This window comes from Bacillus sp. JS (assembly GCF_000259365.1).
Lineage (GTDB): Bacteria > Bacillota > Bacilli > Bacillales > Bacillaceae > Bacillus > Bacillus stercoris.
Map to the genome: position 1 here is coordinate 2,120,437 of NC_017743.1, position 15,628 is coordinate 2,136,064.

Here is a 15,628-nt window from a genome sequence, read left to right on the forward strand (position 1 = left end):
ACTTGAAGAACAACTTACAAGATATAGTATCCTTCAGTAAGCACTTTATCGGAAGTACCCACTTTTTTGTGATATAGTAACTAAAAAGTAATAAATGTGGAATGGAGAGCTTTCGACATGAAAAAATTTAGCTGTGGGTTTGAAGTGACAAAGGAAGTTATTGGTGGAAAATGGAAAGGCCTTGTATTATACTTTTTAATGAATGGACCAAAGAGAACGAGTGAATTAAAGCGCATTATCCCAAATATAACTCAGAAAATGCTGATTCAAACACTTAGAGAGCTTGAAGCCAGTGGACTTGTGAGCAGAAAGATGTATAATCAAGTACCGCCGAAGGTTGAATATTCATCCACTGAACTTGGAGAATCTCTTAAACCTATCTTGCAGGAGCTATGTCAATGGGGAAGCCATTATGCGGAGCAAGAGTATGCAGAAGGCGAATATGAAATTGTACAACCAGACAACTAAAGTTAGGATTGATGTAGCTGCTGAAGTAAATGCTAAACAACTTCAATACCATCACCTAACAGATGAAGAACAGTCAGAAATAAATGAGATATTCAATTTTGAAAGCGGAGTTTTAATAAGAAGTGTCATGGACTATATTCAAGAGAACTTTGATGAGATTCAAAAAAGACTGTTTCAAATGTTAAAGAGAAGGTTCAGAAACTTAGCCAAAAAATAAATGAAGATATTGATAATAATATTTAATGCCTATGATCTCTAGATAAGCATTTTTTTGTGCATAAAAAAGACCTGAATTAAAAATTCAGGTCACACTACTCCCCTGTATTCACCTTATTATTTAGTACGTGTTTATTGATTTAACAGGTTTTATTCACATTATCAAAACGGTGACGATTTCTGACAACAAATTCACTCACAATTACAAATTTACCTTGCATTCCTACGCCCGCCATGCTATATTCATATAGCGATGAGCTGAATTGTGTAAGCCGATGTACATGCCTTTACGGCACACACGAATGTGGCGTGTGGTGCATCGCCTCAATACGCAAAGACGTTTGCCTTAGGCAAACGTCTTTTTTGTGTTATCCGATTTTTGTTCCGTTTGAAACAGGCTGATCTGGCTGCAGCAGAACGACGTCGCCCTGGCCGGGAATGCCGCCAAGGACCAAGACTTCCGATTTGAATCCAGCGATCCGGCGGGGCGGAAAGTTCACGACTGCTATGACTTGCTTGTTGACGAGAACTTCCGGCTGGTAACGCTTCGTGATCTGCGCGCTCGATTGTTTTATGCCGATTTCCGTCCCAAAATCTATTACAAGCTTGATTGCCGGTACTCTTGCTTCAGGAAATTCTTCCGCTTTTACAATTGTTCCCGTTCTGATATCCAATTTCTCAAAGTCTTCAATGACTGCCATATCAATAACTCCTTTTTCTCCTATTGTAAAGGAGATATTCAAGATTCGCTTAACCAAAGAGCCATTATTTTTTATCTGAATATAAGGTGTTTCGATACAGGCGGGGCGGCATTCCTGTGCTTTTTGTGAACCATCTGGTAAAAGAAGAAAGGTTTTGAAAGCCCAGCGCCTCGCTCACAACGGTAAGAGTTTCATTTCTCTCCATCAGCATTCGTTTTGCTTCCTCAAGGCGAAGGTCGGCAATATAGTTCTGCGGGGACTTCCCTGTCTGTTTTTTGAACCAGCTTGAATAGTAAGCTGGGTGATAATGCTCGATTTCTGCCAGCTTCTTAATCGTCAGCCGCTCAAATAAATGGCTGTGAATGTATGCAATTGAAGCGTAGCTATGGGATTGAAGCTTTTCTTTTATGTATTGTACTAGCATATGAAGCGAGTTGGCTGTTCCGGCCTTTGCTTCCTCTGTCAGCAAGTACCTGATCGAAGACCAGAAAGGATCGAGTGCAGCTTCAATTCCCGATCCTGCACGATACTCATCAATTTTCATTGCATGAAGCGGAACATCCAGTACAAGACATTCATTTCTTCCGATAGAACGGAAGCGATGCTCGCACTCCGGAGGAATATATAAAAAATGATCCGGATTTAATTTCACCTGGCGCCCCTCAGTCTCAAGATCTATACTTCCTTGAAGCGGAAATAGAAATTGGCTGTACGCGTGCTTATGTGAATGATATAGGCGTGTGTATGTCCGTTTTTCGCAAATAATCTCTTGAAGCGATTCCATCAGCAACCCCCTTTCTTTGGTCATCTTTTCATCCGGTAATGGTGTTCCGATATAGGCGAGAATCCGATTTTTTCATATAACGAAACTGCCGCCAGATTTTCTTTCATCACTTGTAAAAACATGCGTTCCGCTCCGTTGTTTTTTGCCCATTCAGTCAACACCCTGATCACTTGGGTTCCCGCCCCTTTTCCTCTGTGCTCCTCGGCTACAACGATATTACTAAGTCCGCCATAACCATCAATAACAGAAACCGTGCCAAGCGCTGTCAGGCTTCCTTTGTCATACATCTTAAAAAAAGTTTTACACGGCGGCATGCGTTCGAAAATGTGTTTGTAACCTTGGTGACGCTCGGGCGAAAACCCTTCTAATTGAATAAATTCATCTATCCAAACAGATGATGGCTCTTGTTCCCACTTGTATGTAAATCGGCTGTTGTCATTTGTTCGGCTCATAATCGACCGGCACAACGCCGTCATTTGGAAGCACTCGTCAACCTTTTCATATCTGCTTTCTGCCAATGCGTCATCAAGCCCTTTCGGTGATGCGTTGCTAATATGAAAACAAACAGGCAAGCCTAAACTTTGATAAAAAAGTTCGGCCTCAAGCTGAAAATCACCTTCAGGCATATCCGCAGAAGTCCATACACTATTTGCCCTTTTGGTTACGCCAAAATTCGCTCTGAGAAGCCATTGCCCTATGTTTTTTTGAATATAAGGCGGCCATGAAGCTGCCGCTAACCGTTCAATCTTGTGAATGTCATCCATTGCATAATGCCTCTCCCCTATGTATACTTCCTTGACATTATACAATATTCAGAAATATAAGACACCTTTTATAGGTTTACATAATAGTTTTATTGCTTATTAATAAACCTGACAAAAACGTTCTAATTGAAAATGACAGGCTTTCTGAAATGTTCTCCTCGCGTTCAAATGCTTCTTTTGCAATTAAAGCAGCAAAGCCATGCAGCAGGCTTCTAAGCCCCCTTGTCACATGAATGGCAGTCTTTTCACTTGCATAGCCGTTTTCAATGAGCAGCTCTGTCACAAGACGGACAATTTGATTTGAAGCGATTTCCGCTCTTTTGTCCTGAACCTTAAGCAGAGCCGCTTCATAATATCCGGGATTTTTAATTGCAAAATCAACATATGCATGAGCTAAAGAAAGCATAGCGGAATCTCCCTTTCGTTCCGTTACGGAGTCCGCCATTTGATCAAAAAGCTTTGTCAGTCCTCTGACAGCAAGTTCTGTTCTGATTGCTTGCAGCCCGTTGATATGGTTATACAATGACGGAGGGCGTACATTCATTTTTTTAGAAAGCGCTGCAAGTGAGACACCATTTACCCCTTCCTGATCAGCGATCTCAGCTGCAGTATCTATAATCATTTTTTGGGTTAATCCTATTCTCGGTGACATGCTCATCATCCTTTCTTTGCTTTTTGGATTGCCTGTCTCATCCGCTCTGTAGGTGATCGCAGGAAATTTCCATGTCCGACAGCGAGACAGGAAGGCGCCTTATCGGCGAGCAATTGTGCACTTTTGATGGCCTCCTCCTTATTCCATGTGGCGAAAGCGGGAAAAGGAAACGTCCATTTTATCTGGCCTGATACAGCGACTCCTCCGCGCAACTGAAGCGCATCCCCTGCTATTAAAGTGCCGTTTCTTGTATCAAGAAATGACATGCTGCCTGGTGTATGGCCGGGTGTAGGGATGGCAAGCAGGGAACCAATTGTTTCACCGCCCGTCAGCAGTTGGTGAGGCTTTGTTTGTATGTGTTTCGGAATACCTCCTTTTATAGGCGTCTGCGGCTCATCTTGCCGCAAGGATGTGTCACCTTGAAGCAAGAATGAATCCCGTTCCGAGATCATGACCTTCGCATGCGGAAATGTTTGTGCCAATGTATCCAGTGATCCAACATGGTCCCCATGTGCATGAGTCAGTAAAATATGCTGAAGCGGTTTTCCAATCTGATTCACAGCTTGAATGATTCCTTTATAGCTGCCTGGAAGCGCGGCATCAATAAGGGTGACTTCGTTTTCTTCCTCTACTAAATAGCAATTGACTGGAAACAATGCTGGAAAAAAAGTCAGCTGCCAAACGGTTTGATACTGAGTCATTCTCATCTTTTTATTCCCCCTAACAAAAAACTAATGGCGTTAGTTTTATTATTAACTAATGCCATTAGTTTTTCAAGAGTTTATTATTTTTTTATCGCTACATAAATGTTAACTTGTGCCCGCTGTGGCACTGCAGCACTTCGATCATACACCTCAAAGTCACCTGTAAACGTGCGCAGATGTCGCTTATCCCACGTCCAAATTTCCTTCCACGTCTCAAGCACAATCTCTTCAATAGGACCGATTCTGGAAGTGAAAACGGCATAAGCGGAAGCCGGCAAATCAATGTTTTCATATGGTTCCGGAAGGATGTCGTCGTATTCCTGAAACGTTCCGATTGAAAATGTGTAAAGCCCATTTGTCTCCTGTTCATAATTCGAATATAAGGCAATAATGCTCTGGTCTTTTTCTCCCTGTGATAAAAGAACGCTCATATCCTGCTTCCAGAATTGGTCCCACAGTGCCGGAATCCTCCTTTCTTCCGTCATTTCCAGTGCGTTGCTTGTCCGTTGTGAAAGTCCGGCAAATCGTTTCCGGTCTAAGTGTGTCATATGTGAAAAGCCCATACGATCTCCTCCTTTTTTTAAGATTATAGACAAAGAAACCTGACAGCAGTGTGTCAGGTTTCATATATTTTTTGCATGTGATGAATGGTTTCTTTTACTTTATCCCGTATATGAAGAGGCTGCAGAACCTCAATATCCTTTCCGAACTGGAGCAAAAAACCGATCAGCCATTGATCTTCAGGAAGCGAAATCACTGCCCGGCAGATTTCATTTTCATCACAGTGAAGGACATCGTATCCGAACCATTCACCTATGCGCTGACGTGCTGCCGGCTGAACAAGAATAACCAATTCAGTTAAACGGTCCTTTTGGTACCATCTCTTATCCCATGGCAAAGTGTCCAGCTGAATGTCTTTTCTGATAAAGGTCTGATGTAAGATGGCCAGATCTTTCATCCGGTTTAGTTTAAAAAAACGAAAATCATTTCTTACCAGGCAGTAGGCATATAAATACCAGTGCCCCGCCTTGCAAACCAATGTATAAGGTTCAGTTTCCCGAAGTAATGTTTCCCCGCTTGCGCTTGTATATGTAAAAGATATCGTTGACAATCGATCGATGGCGGCGCTGATTTTCTCACGAAGCGCCTTTTGATCCTCAGTCTGGCCCCAAGCCGTCATGTCAATAAACCATTTTTCAGTTTGGTGCTTAAATGCTTCGGCTGACTGCTCAGGTATGAGGTGCTTGATTTTTTGATAAGCTGTGCTGTGAGAAACAGGTTCGTGCATAGATGAAACACTCTGCAAAGCAGAAGCGATCGCAAACAGCTCCTCCTCCTTCAGCCACTCTCTCTCAAGCCGATACGTCTCCATAATGCCAATTCCGCCCCCGGAGCCCTGTGAGGTCACAATTGGAATACCAGCCCTATTGATCGTCTCAATATCACGGTAAATGGTTCTGACTGATACTTCAAACAGCTCAGCAAGTTCAGCAGCCTGCACTTGTTTTTTGCTGATTAATAATACAACCATCGCTAACAAACGTTCCAGTTTCATTCTGCGCACCTTTTCTTCTTGTATTTCCCATCAAAACAATCATAACATTTTGATAAAGCTTGGGCATATCTATTATGCGGCCACATACACCTCGCATATGTTATGAAAACAGGGGTTCCCCCTTCTTTTTTGTGTTCAGTATTTGATTTCAGCTACTATTTCCAACCGGATAAGCATACACTTCTCAACGGAGGGGATTTCACATCATGCATTTTACACTTCAAAGCGTTTATCCTGCCATGATCATCATCTTTTTTCTGTATAAAAAAATTAAAAGGTCCATCGGATACCAGCCGCTGAAGCCCCGCTGGCTGTTCACCCGCATCATTCTTTTCTCGCTGTTTGCTTTTGTGCTTTCAATCTTCAGCCTCATCCACCCTTTTTTATATGGATATCTCATTATGGGTATTCTTGGCGGATGGCTCCTTGTCTTTTTCGCTAAGAAAAACATCTCCTTTAAAAAACGCAGAGGAAAGATCTATTTTCGGACTCATATTTGGGTAGAGATGATTCTCTTAACTTTATTTCTATCAAGATTTCTGTATCGAGTGACGGAGCTTTATCTTACCTCACCTGATCTAAACAGCCTTGGATCATACAGTCAGTCAATCGGAACGGACCCTCTGACAATTGGCGTCTTTTTTCTGATAGCCGTTTATTATATCGGTTTTTCCTCTTTTGTCATCAAGCTTAGCCGAAACGAACTCGAACAGCACAGACACAATAAAGAAAAAGACATCCTTGCCCGCTAACAGCGAGTTAAGCAAGGATGTCTTTTTCAATCATGCTGTGTATGATGGATCATTTGCTGAAGAACATCTAAAACATGTTCATCCTCCGGAGAGTAATAAATTGATGTTCCTTCTCTGCGCGATTTGACAAGCCGGAGATTTTTTAAAAATCTAAGCTGGTGGGACACTGTAGACTGCAGTAAATTCAGCTTTTCTGCAATTCCGTTTACTGCATGTTCACCCTGTGACAATAAATGAAGAATTCTGATTCGGGTAGGATCAGAAAGCGCTTTGAATGTTTGCGCTACTAGAAACAAAGTCTCCTCGTCCAGATCAGCAGCCGATTGTTCCGTTTCTCTAAATTCAGTCATATGTATCACCTTTCTTTATTCATAATTTTATCTTATAACAAATGCGCTTGAGTGCAAAACAGCCTGCTTGTATTCCATTTCAATCTCATAGTTTAAATTTATGTTTCAAATTAGGTTTTTACTTGGTCTGATTTATCGTTCTATGTCATAATAAAAAGGTCATACTGCTCCAAACATTGAGGGTGAAACACAGTGAAGAAAAAGAGAAAAGGCTGTTTCGCTGCTGCGGGTTTTATGATGATTTTTGTCTTTGTCATCGCCTCTTTTTTATTGGTATTGCTTTTTTTTAACAGGGATTTAATCAAAAAACTTCCGATCGATACAAAAACGATTGTTTTGGAACGTTTAACCGATTACAAACCCTTGGTGGAAGAAGAGCTTGAAAGCCAAGGACTCTCTCATTATACATCACTCATATTAGGCATGATGTATCAGGAGTCAAAAGGAAAAGGCAATGATCCCATGCAGTCCTCTGAATCTCTGGGGTTAAAACGCAATGAGATAACAGACCCTCAACTCAGTGTTAAACAAGGCATCAAGCAATTTACCCTCATGTACAAGACCGGTAAGGAAAAAGGTGTGGATTTGGATACCATTATTCAAAGCTACAACATGGGGGCAGGTTACATTGATTTTGTAGCTGAACATGGAGGAACGCATACTGAGGAATTGGCAAAACAATACTCCGAGCAGCAAGTCAAAAAAAATCCTGATCTGTATACTTGCGGGGGAAACATGAACAATTTCCGCTATCCGTATTGCTACGGTGATTATACGTATGCAGAAAAAGTAAAAGAAAAAACAAAAACTGTTGAAGAATCTATGCAGGTTGCAACACTTGAAACCATGGAATCCAAGGCTCATGAATAAGAGTCTATCAATTTGCTGATAAAAGCCCAAACATGAATTTGGGCTTTTGTCATGTTTACATGTAAAAAAGCCATACTCAGTATGGCTTTTAATAATATGGTGAAATCATCAAATATACAATAACGCCTGTAAGGCTTACATACAGCCATAAAGGCATTGTCCATCTGGCGATTTTTTTATGGCGCTCTACCTGCATGCTGAAGCCTCTGATCAGCGTAAACAGCGCAAGCGGCACAATGATTGCAGAAAGGCAGATATGTGTAATTAAAATAAAGAAGTAAATCGGACGCATAATACCTTCTCCGCCATAAAGCGTATTTTCCGCAATCGAGTGGTAAGTCACATAGCAAATCAAAAATAGTAATGTTGTTGTGAATGCGGCTAAGATAAAGCGTTTGTGAGCTTTAATATTTTTCTGTTTAATCATAATCAGCGCGGCCAATAAGAAGATAAACGTAAAGCTGTTGAATATCGCATTCAGCATGGGCAAAATGTGAATATTCGCATGGCTGAACTGATCTAATTTAGGCATAAAAAACAGCACTGCGATTAAACCGTTAATCAGAACTGTCAGCGTGAGGACAATCCCCGTGTAATTTTTCGGTTTATTTTCTGTTTGATTCATTTGGTGATCTCTCCTAATTTGTACTGGCTATCCAAATCGTATGCAAATTCAAAGAAGATGTCAACGTTTTCGACTGCTTCGTCAGAAATTAGACACACTTCAAAGGCCGGCGGCTATTAGCCCCGGCCCTGTTAGGTTTACGCTTCTTTTATCAGATGTTCAATGACCTTATGTTCATTTTCATTCAGCAGGTTCTTTTGAATTTTCGAATGAATGGGTTTATTCATATGCTGATCCAAGATATCAGCCGTTTCTTTATCCCCGGCGATGACCATTCGTTCCCATCTTTTCGCAGCAGCTTTTTGATCTAGGCTGGCAGCCAGCCGCTTATATAGTCTCGATTGGTTCTCTGTTACATGTTCCCTCATCCGGTTCTCTTCAAATGCTTCCGCTTTGTTTACAGCGGAACGGCAATTCTTCCAAGACTCATTGATCATATCATACTCATAACGCTCCACCGTCTCAATTTCCCCTAAAACGGTTTCAATAATTTTCACTTCATGCTGCTGAGTTAAAATAAACGCCGTACTTGGGTATGTTTGGCGCAAATCCCTTAGCTGATCCAGGACAGCTGTTTCTTCCCAGTAAAATCTAGTATCTACAGGGACTTGAAGCTTAATCGCTTCCCATATGCCACTGTCGGAAACAAAAAACACGAGACTGCGGGGCATGTCTTTTCCCATTGCATTCAGGTATTGATTCATTTTAGCTCTGATTCCATCCAGACACTTCTCCTCCTCTGGATTACTAGCAGCCAAATACTCTTTTAATCGGCTGAATCCTGACTTTAGGGCAATCTTCCATTCCCCCCTCTGCTGATCTGGATCTCTCGTATCTGTATTGAGATACAGGGAGAGAATTTTATCCGGCGGTTCCAATTGGACATATTGTAATTTGTTAATCAATGAATCAATCGCCATTCCGCTTCCTCCTTTTTCACAGGTTAGTTTTCTTTTTCCTCTCTTAAAAATGATCAAACCTGACTTAGCGCTAATTTCTAGTAATAATGGAATTGTTGTTTACAATACGCCTCTCTTCTAATACAATTGGTAACTGTGTTTCTAAGCAGTTTTTTGAAAGGAGTTTGATCTTGTTTACTATTAAAGAAAAAAATCGTCAAGAGCTTGAGGAAGAGCTAAATGAATTAGAATTTCAAATTTACCGAATGCAGGAGAATATGAAGGATTTATCTAAGGATGCCAAAGTGCTTGGTATTGATCAATCGAAACATCAAGAGTGGATGATTGTTTCCTCGATTGATGATGGCCAAACATGCAAAATTATGCTTACTGATTGTAAAACGGCTTACAGAGGAAAAGGCAGTTTTTCACTTGTAGCGTCTTACAAGGATAATGCCATTCATATCGGAGACATCAAAGGCCCTCCGAATCACGGGTTTGGTTCCATTTGCATGAAATATTTAAAAGATATCGCCAGAGACCACAATATTCCGAAAGTCACAGGCGACATTGCCAAGCGTGATTGGAATCATGTAGACCGGCTGATTCATTTTTATGAAAAACATCAATTCAAAGTATGCGTCGATCCTGATACACAATCCGGCAGCATTAAGTGGGTTGATTTGTAAAAAAATCTGGAATAATGAGCCTAGATGTGCTGTAATGGTGTAAAACCATTGATGGAGGGTTCTATGTACGCCTCAAAACTGAAAAAGGGAGACGAGATTCGGATTGTGTCTCCCGCAACCAGCATGTCTATATTATCAAACGAAGCAAAAGTTCAAGCAAAAACAACATTAGAACGCTTAGGTTATCGGGTCACCATTGCTGAACATGCAAATGAATGTAACGAATTTGATTCATCCTCTATCGAATCAAGAGTCCATGATCTGCACACGGCCTTTTTTGATCCAGGCGTCAAAGCGATTTTAACGACACTCGGAGGCTTCAATTCAAATCAGCTGCTGCGCTATCTTGATTACGAAAAAATCAAACAGCATCCAAAAATTCTGTGCGGCTATTCTGATATAACGGCCCTCAGCAATGCCATTTATCAAAAAACGGGTCTTGTTACGTATTCAGGCCCCCACTTTTCAACATTTGCAATGAAAAAAGGGCTCGATTATACACAAGATTATTTTCTTTCTTGCTGCGCTTCGGACGATCCGTTTGAGATTCATCCTTCGAGCGAATGGAGCGATGACCGCTGGTATTTGGATCAAGAAAGCAGACGCTTTTATCCAAATAACGGACCTGTTGTGATTCAAGAGGGTTATGCGGAAGGCACTTTGATTGGCGGAAACCTATGCACGCTTAATTTGCTGCAGGGAACGGAGTATTTTCCAGAAACAGAACATACCATCTTATTGATTGAAGATGATTATATGTCAGACATCCACATGTTTGACCGCGATCTGCAATCACTCATCCACCTCCCCGCTTTTTCACATGTAAAGGGTATTTTGATCGGCAGATTTCAGAAAGCATCAAACGTATCAATGGATCTCGTAAAAGCCATGATCGAAACAAAAAAAGAATTATCCGGCATCCCGGTCATCGCAAACATAAATGCTGGACATACCTCGCCAATTGCCACATTCCCTATAGGGGGAACATGCAGAATCGAAGCTGTTTCGGGCACATCGCGAATATGGATCGATAAACATTAATCAGCTTGTAAATTTTTTTACAAGCTTTTTTAGCGCAATCGGTTATGCAAGGCGCACCAGACATGACAAATGTCATATAGGAGGCATGATGTGTGCTACTACAAAAGACTTCTCTCATTAGCGTATACTGAACCGAGACACACAATGAGAGGATACTTACTATGACTGAACAAACCGTTGCACATAAACAAAAACAGCTGACAAAGCAAGTCGCTGCATTTGCTCAGCCTGAAACGAAAAACAGCCTGATTCAGCTTTTGAACACGTTTATTCCATTCTTCGGCCTGTGGTTTCTTGCTTATTTCAGCCTCAATGTCTCCTATCTTCTTACGTTAGCATTAACAGTGATTGCCGCGGGTTTTCTGACAAGAATTTTTATCATCTTCCATGACTGCTGCCATCAATCTTTTTTCAAACAAAAACGCTATAACCATATTCTTGGTTTTCTGACAGGTGTCCTGACTTTATTCCCGTATCTTCAATGGCAGCACAGCCATTCGATTCACCATGCGACAAGCAGCAATCTGGATAAACGCGGAACAGGTGATATCTGGATGTTAACAGTGAACGAATATAAGGCTGCATCCAGACGAACAAAGCTTGCCTACAGACTTTATAGAAACCCGTTTATCATGTTTATTCTCGGACCGATTTATGTTTTTCTGATCACGAACCGTTTTAACAAAAAAGGCGCAAGACGCAAGGAGCGTGTAAACACATACCTTACGAATCTGGCAATTGCCGCGTTGGCTGCCGCTTGCTGTCTGATCTTTGGCTGGCAATCGTTTTTGCTGGTGCAAGGCCCGATATTTCTGATTTCAGGTTCAATCGGTGTTTGGCTGTTTTACGTGCAGCATACCTTTGAAGATTCTTATTTTGAAGCGGATGAAAACTGGAGCTATGTTCAGGCCGCTGTTGAAGGCAGTTCATTTTATAAGCTTCCGAAGCTGCTTCAATGGCTGACAGGCAATATCGGTTACCACCACGTGCATCATTTGAGTCCAAAGGTGCCTAACTATAAGCTTGAAGTGGCTCATGAACATCACGAACCATTAAAAAACGTACCGACTATTACCTTAAAAACAAGTCTGCAATCACTTGCATTCCGCCTTTGGGATGAAGATAAAAAACAATTTGTGTCCTTTCGGGACATCAAACATAAACCTTCAAGCTCTTCGCCTGGTTCACCAGATAAAGAGCAGTTGCGAAAGAACGCCTGATGATGAAGGAGGTCTTCTAATATACTAGAGGACTTCCTTTTTATTATTGGAGGGTGCATTCCGGCTTTCACAATGATAAAGTTACAAGTAAGATGAAAAGCTGAAAATGAGGTAAGATCATGATTAAAAAGCATTTTACATTTCAAAAACTAAGCGGAATTACTCCCTATATATGGACAATATTTTTCATTCTCCCCTTCTACTTTATATGGAAATCATCATCTACATTTGTTATTATTGTCGGCATCATTTTGACGCTTTTATTTTTTTCCGTATATAGATTTGCTTTCGTCTCAAAAGGCTGGACCATTTATTTGTGGGGATTTTTATTAATCGGCATTTCGACGTCCTCCATTACTCTGTTCAGTTATATTTATTTTGCGTTTTTTATCGCGTATTTTATTGGAAACATTAAGGAACGCGTCCCTTTTCATATTTTATATTATGTCCATTTAATAAGCGCGGCTGTCGCAGCTAATTTCAGTCTCGTATTAAAAAAGGAATTCTTTTTGACTCAAATTCCTTTTGTCGTCATTACCCTCATCAGCGCGATTTTATTGCCCTTCAGTATAAGAAGCCGCAAGGAACGCGAACGGCTGGAAGAAAAGCTTGAGGATGCAAATGAACGGATTGCAGAACTGGTAAAATTAGAAGAACGGCAGCGAATTGCCCGCGATCTCCATGATACGCTTGGACAAAAGCTTTCTCTTATCGGATTAAAAAGCGACTTAGCGAGAAAATTGATATACAAAGATCCCGAACAAGCAGCTCGTGAACTGAAAAGTGTTCAGCAAACAGCGAGAACTTCTTTAAATGAAGTAAGAAAAATCGTATCCTCCATGAAAGGCATCCGCCTCAAGGATGAACTGATCAACATCAAACAGATTCTCGAAGCCGCAGACATTACGTTTATCTATGAAGAAGAGAAGTGGCCCGAAAATATCTCATTGCTAAATGAAAACATTTTGAGCATGTGCTTAAAAGAAGCTGTCACAAATGTCGTCAAACACAGTCAGGCTAAAACTTGCCGAGTAGACATTCAGCAGCTCTGGAAGGAAGTTGTCATTACAGTGTCTGACGATGGAACATTTAAAGGAGAAGAAAATTCCTTTTCTAAAGGACATGGCTTACTCGGGATGAGAGAACGGCTTGAGTTTGCAAACGGAAGCCTTCACATCGATACCGAAAACGGCACCAAGCTTACCATGGCAATTCCTAATAATTCAAAATAAACATAAAGGATGGCTTACATGATTAGTATATTTATTGCAGAAGATCAGCAAATGCTGCTGGGCGCTTTAGGATCACTTCTAAACCTAGAAGACGATATGGAAGTCGTAGGGAAAGGGACAACCGGCCAAGATGCTGTTGACTTTGTCAAAAAACGCCAGCCTGATGTATGTATTATGGACATTGAAATGCCTGGAAAAACAGGCCTCGAAGCTGCCGAGGAGCTAAAGAATACAGGCTGCAAAATTATAATCCTAACCACCTTTGCCAGACCCGGCTACTTTCAGAGAGCTATTAAAGCAGGCGTAAAAGGCTATTTATTAAAAGACAGTCCGAGCGAAGAGCTCGCCTGCGCCATCCGTAGCGTTATGAACGGAAAGCGCATCTATGCACCTGAGCTGATGGAGGACTTATACAGCGAGGCTAACCCTCTTACAGATAGAGAAAAAGAAGTGCTTGAACTTGTGGCTAACGGTAAAAATACCAAAGAAATCGCTCAGGAACTCAGCATCAAAAGCGGAACGGTGCGAAATTATATCTCAATGATTCTAGAAAAACTTGAAGTGAAAAATCGAATTGAAGCCATTACCCGTTCAAAAGAAAAAGGCTGGTTTAAATAAAAAAAGATCTTGGCAGATGCCAAGATCTTTTTTGTTAACCTGAATACCTCGCCGGAACCGGAATAAGACGGATCGATATCCTTCACTCTTAAAGCCAGCTGAACGATGATAAGCTTAACAGCCTCAGATTGACTTGTTGTCCTGTTAAAATCGTCGGCCACTGCACATCTGCTGAATTGCTGATATCGATTGAATTGCGTATTTAATATGGAAAGTCATCTGCTGTCCAACTCCGCTCACAAGCTGCATTGCCCAACTGCAAGAGTGCCTAATATGACAATAAAAAACCGCCTAAAATGAGTCCGATTCCGTATAGGGCAACTGCTACATCCAACTGCCTTTTATCCGCAAAAAAAGATACACAACAGCTCATTTCGCCGATCAAGGATATTAACAACCAGCTATAAATGCCATGGTGCAAAATGTCTCTGGAATGTGAAATCATTCATTGAACACGGAGCCCCTGAATCGCACATAAAAAGAAAAACGGGACCACTTTTCTTTATCAGCATATGATAAAGAAAAAAAGACACAAGCCAAAAGCTCATGTCTTTTATCACAATCTATATCATTAGTTTAAGACTTTCACACTTACAGTTTTGACGCCCCAATTTGATGCATCGCTTTTATTTGGTACAAATACGTCAATTTTATTTCCTTTAATAGCGCCGCCAGTGTCTGCTGCTGTTGCTTCCCCGTAGCCTTCAACATAGACTTTAGAACCTAGCGGAATCACATTAGGATCAACCGCGATAACTTTCGCGTTCGGGTTCTTATTTAAGTCAATGCCTGTTGCCGTAACGCCGGAGATGCCGCCGTCGTTAGCAGTGTAAGCAGTAGCAGTAACTGTTAGTTCTTTTGAAGCTTCTTGATTATTTGTATTTGATTGAACAGCCTTCTCTTCTGTGTTAACAGAAGTTTCTGCCTCAGCTTTTGTTTCTTGTTTAGGTTGCTGTTGTACAGCTTCTTGTTTAGGTTGCTCTTTTTGCACAGCCTCTTGTTTTGGTGCAGCTTGAGGTGCGCTTGTTTGCGCATTCTCAACAACTGTGTTTGCTGCTGTTGCCTGACCTTTTACTGAAAGAGTTGATCCAGCATAGATCATGTCAGAGCTTAAGTTATTCCAAACTTTCAGGTTGTTGACTGTCGTGCCGAATTTTTGAGCAATCTTAGAAAGCGTATCTCCCGCTTTAATTGTATATTGCCCATTAGTGGTTGTTTCTTCTGAAGAAATGGTCAGTTTTTCTCCTGCAATGATTTTATCAGAAGTTAACTTGTTCCATTCTTTTAAGTCCTTTAGGTTCACTCCGTTTTTCTGAGAGATTCCCCAGAGCGTATCACCCTTTTGCACCGTAATTTCTTTTGCAGAAGCGTGAGCTCCGAATGCAGTTGTTGAAAGTGCAGCAACTGCCACAAAGGACATAATCGTCTTCTTCATAAGTAAATCCTCCCTTGTTAGCTTTTTATTGGCGGCTAACAGGTGATATCGTA

20 protein-coding genes are annotated in these 15,628 nt (G+C 41.2%); 9 read left to right on the plus strand and 11 right to left on the minus strand.

The genetic code is table 11. The annotated features are described in order from the left end of the window. The first annotated feature begins 117 nt into the window (after positions 1-117). Together MY9_RS10430 and MY9_RS21755 are read left to right on the plus strand one after the other, a co-directional pair. A complete protein-coding gene (locus MY9_RS10430) occupies positions 118-468 on the plus strand; it encodes a winged helix-turn-helix transcriptional regulator (protein WP_014664240.1) in 351 nt (116 codons plus the stop codon). Continuing rightward, positions 443-685 (plus strand): hypothetical protein, encoded by a 243-nt coding sequence (locus MY9_RS21755; RefSeq protein WP_014664241.1) that lies wholly within the window; start codon positions 443-445, stop codon positions 683-685. The genes MY9_RS10430 and MY9_RS21755 overlap by 26 nt, the downstream gene beginning before the upstream one ends. 367 nt (positions 686-1,052) lie before the next feature. On the opposite strand, the gene csaA is transcribed toward MY9_RS21755, so the two are convergent. From csaA to MY9_RS10470, 7 genes are all read right to left on the minus strand, one after another. Then, entirely contained in the window at positions 1,053-1,385 is a 333-nt protein-coding gene (gene csaA, locus MY9_RS10440) for a chaperone CsaA (RefSeq protein WP_014664243.1), read from the minus strand. 64 nt (positions 1,386-1,449) lie between these two features. Next, positions 1,450-2,175, minus strand: a complete 726-nt coding sequence (locus MY9_RS10445; RefSeq protein ID WP_080478332.1) for a helix-turn-helix domain-containing protein — start codon at positions 2,173-2,175, stop codon at positions 1,450-1,452. 14 nt (positions 2,176-2,189) lie between these two features. Further along, positions 2,190-2,933, minus strand: coding sequence for a GNAT family N-acetyltransferase (locus MY9_RS10450; RefSeq protein WP_014664245.1), 744 nt, complete (start codon positions 2,931-2,933; stop codon positions 2,190-2,192). A gap of 76 nt (positions 2,934-3,009) precedes the next feature. Beyond that, the gene (locus MY9_RS10455) at positions 3,010-3,585 is read right to left on the minus strand and encodes a TetR/AcrR family transcriptional regulator (protein WP_014664246.1); all 576 of its coding nucleotides are present in this window, start codon (positions 3,583-3,585) and stop codon (positions 3,010-3,012) included. 5 nt (positions 3,586-3,590) lie between these two features. Further along, a complete protein-coding gene (locus MY9_RS10460) occupies positions 3,591-4,292 on the minus strand; it encodes an MBL fold metallo-hydrolase (RefSeq protein WP_014664247.1) in 702 nt (233 codons plus the stop codon). Positions 4,293-4,369: 77 nt separating this feature from the next. Continuing rightward, complete coding sequence (locus MY9_RS10465; RefSeq protein WP_014664248.1) at positions 4,370-4,852, minus strand: GyrI-like domain-containing protein; 483 nt, start codon at positions 4,850-4,852, stop codon at positions 4,370-4,372. Between the two features lie 53 nt (positions 4,853-4,905). Continuing rightward, positions 4,906-5,844 carry a helix-turn-helix transcriptional regulator gene (locus tag MY9_RS10470; RefSeq protein WP_014664249.1) on the minus strand — a complete coding sequence of 313 codons (939 nt, stop codon included), beginning with the start codon at positions 5,842-5,844 and terminating at the stop codon, positions 4,906-4,908. A gap of 206 nt (positions 5,845-6,050) precedes the next feature. Between MY9_RS10470 and csk22 the strand changes: the two genes are divergently transcribed. Beyond that, the gene (gene csk22 / locus MY9_RS10475; protein WP_014664250.1) at positions 6,051-6,596 is read left to right on the plus strand and encodes a mother cell-specific sporulation protein Csk22; all 546 of its coding nucleotides are present in this window, start codon (positions 6,051-6,053) and stop codon (positions 6,594-6,596) included. A 26-nt stretch (positions 6,597-6,622) separates the two neighbouring features. On the opposite strand, the gene czrA is transcribed toward csk22, so the two are convergent. Further along, complete coding sequence (czrA, locus tag MY9_RS10480) at positions 6,623-6,946, minus strand: Zn(II)-responsive metalloregulatory transcriptional repressor CzrA (RefSeq protein WP_003231284.1); 324 nt, start codon at positions 6,944-6,946, stop codon at positions 6,623-6,625. A gap of 192 nt (positions 6,947-7,138) precedes the next feature. On the opposite strand from czrA, the gene MY9_RS10485 reads away from it, so the two are divergent. Continuing rightward, positions 7,139-7,816, plus strand: a complete 678-nt coding sequence (locus MY9_RS10485) for a lysozyme family protein (protein ID WP_014664251.1) — start codon at positions 7,139-7,141, stop codon at positions 7,814-7,816. An 88-nt stretch (positions 7,817-7,904) separates the two neighbouring features. On the opposite strand, the gene MY9_RS10490 is transcribed toward MY9_RS10485, so the two are convergent. Both MY9_RS10490 and MY9_RS10495 read right to left on the minus strand, forming a co-directional pair. After that, a complete protein-coding gene (locus MY9_RS10490) occupies positions 7,905-8,441 on the minus strand; it encodes a DUF420 domain-containing protein (RefSeq protein ID WP_003231280.1) in 537 nt (178 codons plus the stop codon). A 137-nt stretch (positions 8,442-8,578) separates the two neighbouring features. Beyond that, entirely contained in the window at positions 8,579-9,361 is a 783-nt protein-coding gene (locus MY9_RS10495) for a VLRF1 family aeRF1-type release factor (protein WP_014664252.1), read from the minus strand. A gap of 170 nt (positions 9,362-9,531) precedes the next feature. On the opposite strand from MY9_RS10495, the gene MY9_RS10500 reads away from it, so the two are divergent. The 5 genes from MY9_RS10500 (at position 9,532) to desR (ending at position 14,140) form a co-directional block, all read left to right on the plus strand. Beyond that, on the plus strand, positions 9,532-10,029 hold the full coding sequence (locus MY9_RS10500) for an N-acetyltransferase (RefSeq protein WP_014664253.1): 498 nt from the start codon (positions 9,532-9,534) through the stop codon (positions 10,027-10,029). A 63-nt stretch (positions 10,030-10,092) separates the two neighbouring features. Continuing rightward, positions 10,093-11,070 (plus strand): S66 family peptidase, encoded by a 978-nt coding sequence (locus MY9_RS10505; RefSeq protein ID WP_014664254.1) that lies wholly within the window; start codon positions 10,093-10,095, stop codon positions 11,068-11,070. Between the two features lie 161 nt (positions 11,071-11,231). Beyond that, positions 11,232-12,290 carry a fatty acid desaturase DesE gene (gene desE / locus MY9_RS10510; RefSeq protein WP_014664255.1) on the plus strand — a complete coding sequence of 353 codons (1,059 nt, stop codon included), beginning with the start codon at positions 11,232-11,234 and terminating at the stop codon, positions 12,288-12,290. A 119-nt stretch (positions 12,291-12,409) separates the two neighbouring features. Beyond that, a complete protein-coding gene (gene desK / locus MY9_RS10515) occupies positions 12,410-13,522 on the plus strand; it encodes a two-component sensor histidine kinase DesK (RefSeq protein WP_014664256.1) in 1,113 nt (370 codons plus the stop codon). An 18-nt stretch (positions 13,523-13,540) separates the two neighbouring features. Continuing rightward, on the plus strand, positions 13,541-14,140 hold the full coding sequence (gene desR / locus MY9_RS10520) for a two-component system response regulator DesR (protein ID WP_014664257.1): 600 nt from the start codon (positions 13,541-13,543) through the stop codon (positions 14,138-14,140). Between the two features lie 571 nt (positions 14,141-14,711). On the opposite strand, the gene MY9_RS10525 is transcribed toward desR, so the two are convergent. Next, positions 14,712-15,575: a LysM peptidoglycan-binding and 3D domain-containing protein gene (locus MY9_RS10525; RefSeq protein WP_014664259.1), complete on the minus strand. Its 864-nt coding sequence runs from the start codon at positions 15,573-15,575 to the stop codon at positions 14,712-14,714. Positions 15,576-15,628: the final 53 nt, after the last annotated feature.

Coding starts and splice junctions, on each gene's coding strand:
- MY9_RS10430 (WP_014664240.1), top strand. CDS start 118: ATGAAAAAATTTAGCTGTGGGTTTGAAGTGACAAAGGAAGTTATTGGT.
- MY9_RS21755 (WP_014664241.1), top strand. CDS start 443: ATGAAATTGTACAACCAGACAACTAAAGTTAGGATTGATGTAGCTGCT.
- csaA (WP_014664243.1), bottom strand. CDS start 1,385: ATGGCAGTCATTGAAGACTTTGAGAAATTGGATATCAGAACGGGAACA.
- MY9_RS10450 (WP_014664245.1), bottom strand. CDS start 2,933: ATGGATGACATTCACAAGATTGAACGGTTAGCGGCAGCTTCATGGCCG.
- MY9_RS10455 (WP_014664246.1), bottom strand. CDS start 3,585: ATGTCACCGAGAATAGGATTAACCCAAAAAATGATTATAGATACTGCA.
- MY9_RS10460 (WP_014664247.1), bottom strand. CDS start 4,292: ATGAGAATGACTCAGTATCAAACCGTTTGGCAGCTGACTTTTTTTCCA.
- MY9_RS10465 (WP_014664248.1), bottom strand. CDS start 4,852: ATGGGCTTTTCACATATGACACACTTAGACCGGAAACGATTTGCCGGA.
- MY9_RS10470 (WP_014664249.1), bottom strand. CDS start 5,844: ATGAAACTGGAACGTTTGTTAGCGATGGTTGTATTATTAATCAGCAAA.
- csk22 (WP_014664250.1), top strand. CDS start 6,051: ATGCATTTTACACTTCAAAGCGTTTATCCTGCCATGATCATCATCTTT.
- czrA (WP_003231284.1), bottom strand. CDS start 6,946: ATGACTGAATTTAGAGAAACGGAACAATCGGCTGCTGATCTGGACGAG.
- MY9_RS10490 (WP_003231280.1), bottom strand. CDS start 8,441: ATGAATCAAACAGAAAATAAACCGAAAAATTACACGGGGATTGTCCTC.
- MY9_RS10495 (WP_014664252.1), bottom strand. CDS start 9,361: ATGGCGATTGATTCATTGATTAACAAATTACAATATGTCCAATTGGAA.
- MY9_RS10505 (WP_014664254.1), top strand. CDS start 10,093: ATGTACGCCTCAAAACTGAAAAAGGGAGACGAGATTCGGATTGTGTCT.
- desE (WP_014664255.1), top strand. CDS start 11,232: ATGACTGAACAAACCGTTGCACATAAACAAAAACAGCTGACAAAGCAA.
- desK (WP_014664256.1), top strand. CDS start 12,410: ATGATTAAAAAGCATTTTACATTTCAAAAACTAAGCGGAATTACTCCC.
- desR (WP_014664257.1), top strand. CDS start 13,541: ATGATTAGTATATTTATTGCAGAAGATCAGCAAATGCTGCTGGGCGCT.
- MY9_RS10525 (WP_014664259.1), bottom strand. CDS start 15,575: ATGAAGAAGACGATTATGTCCTTTGTGGCAGTTGCTGCACTTTCAACA.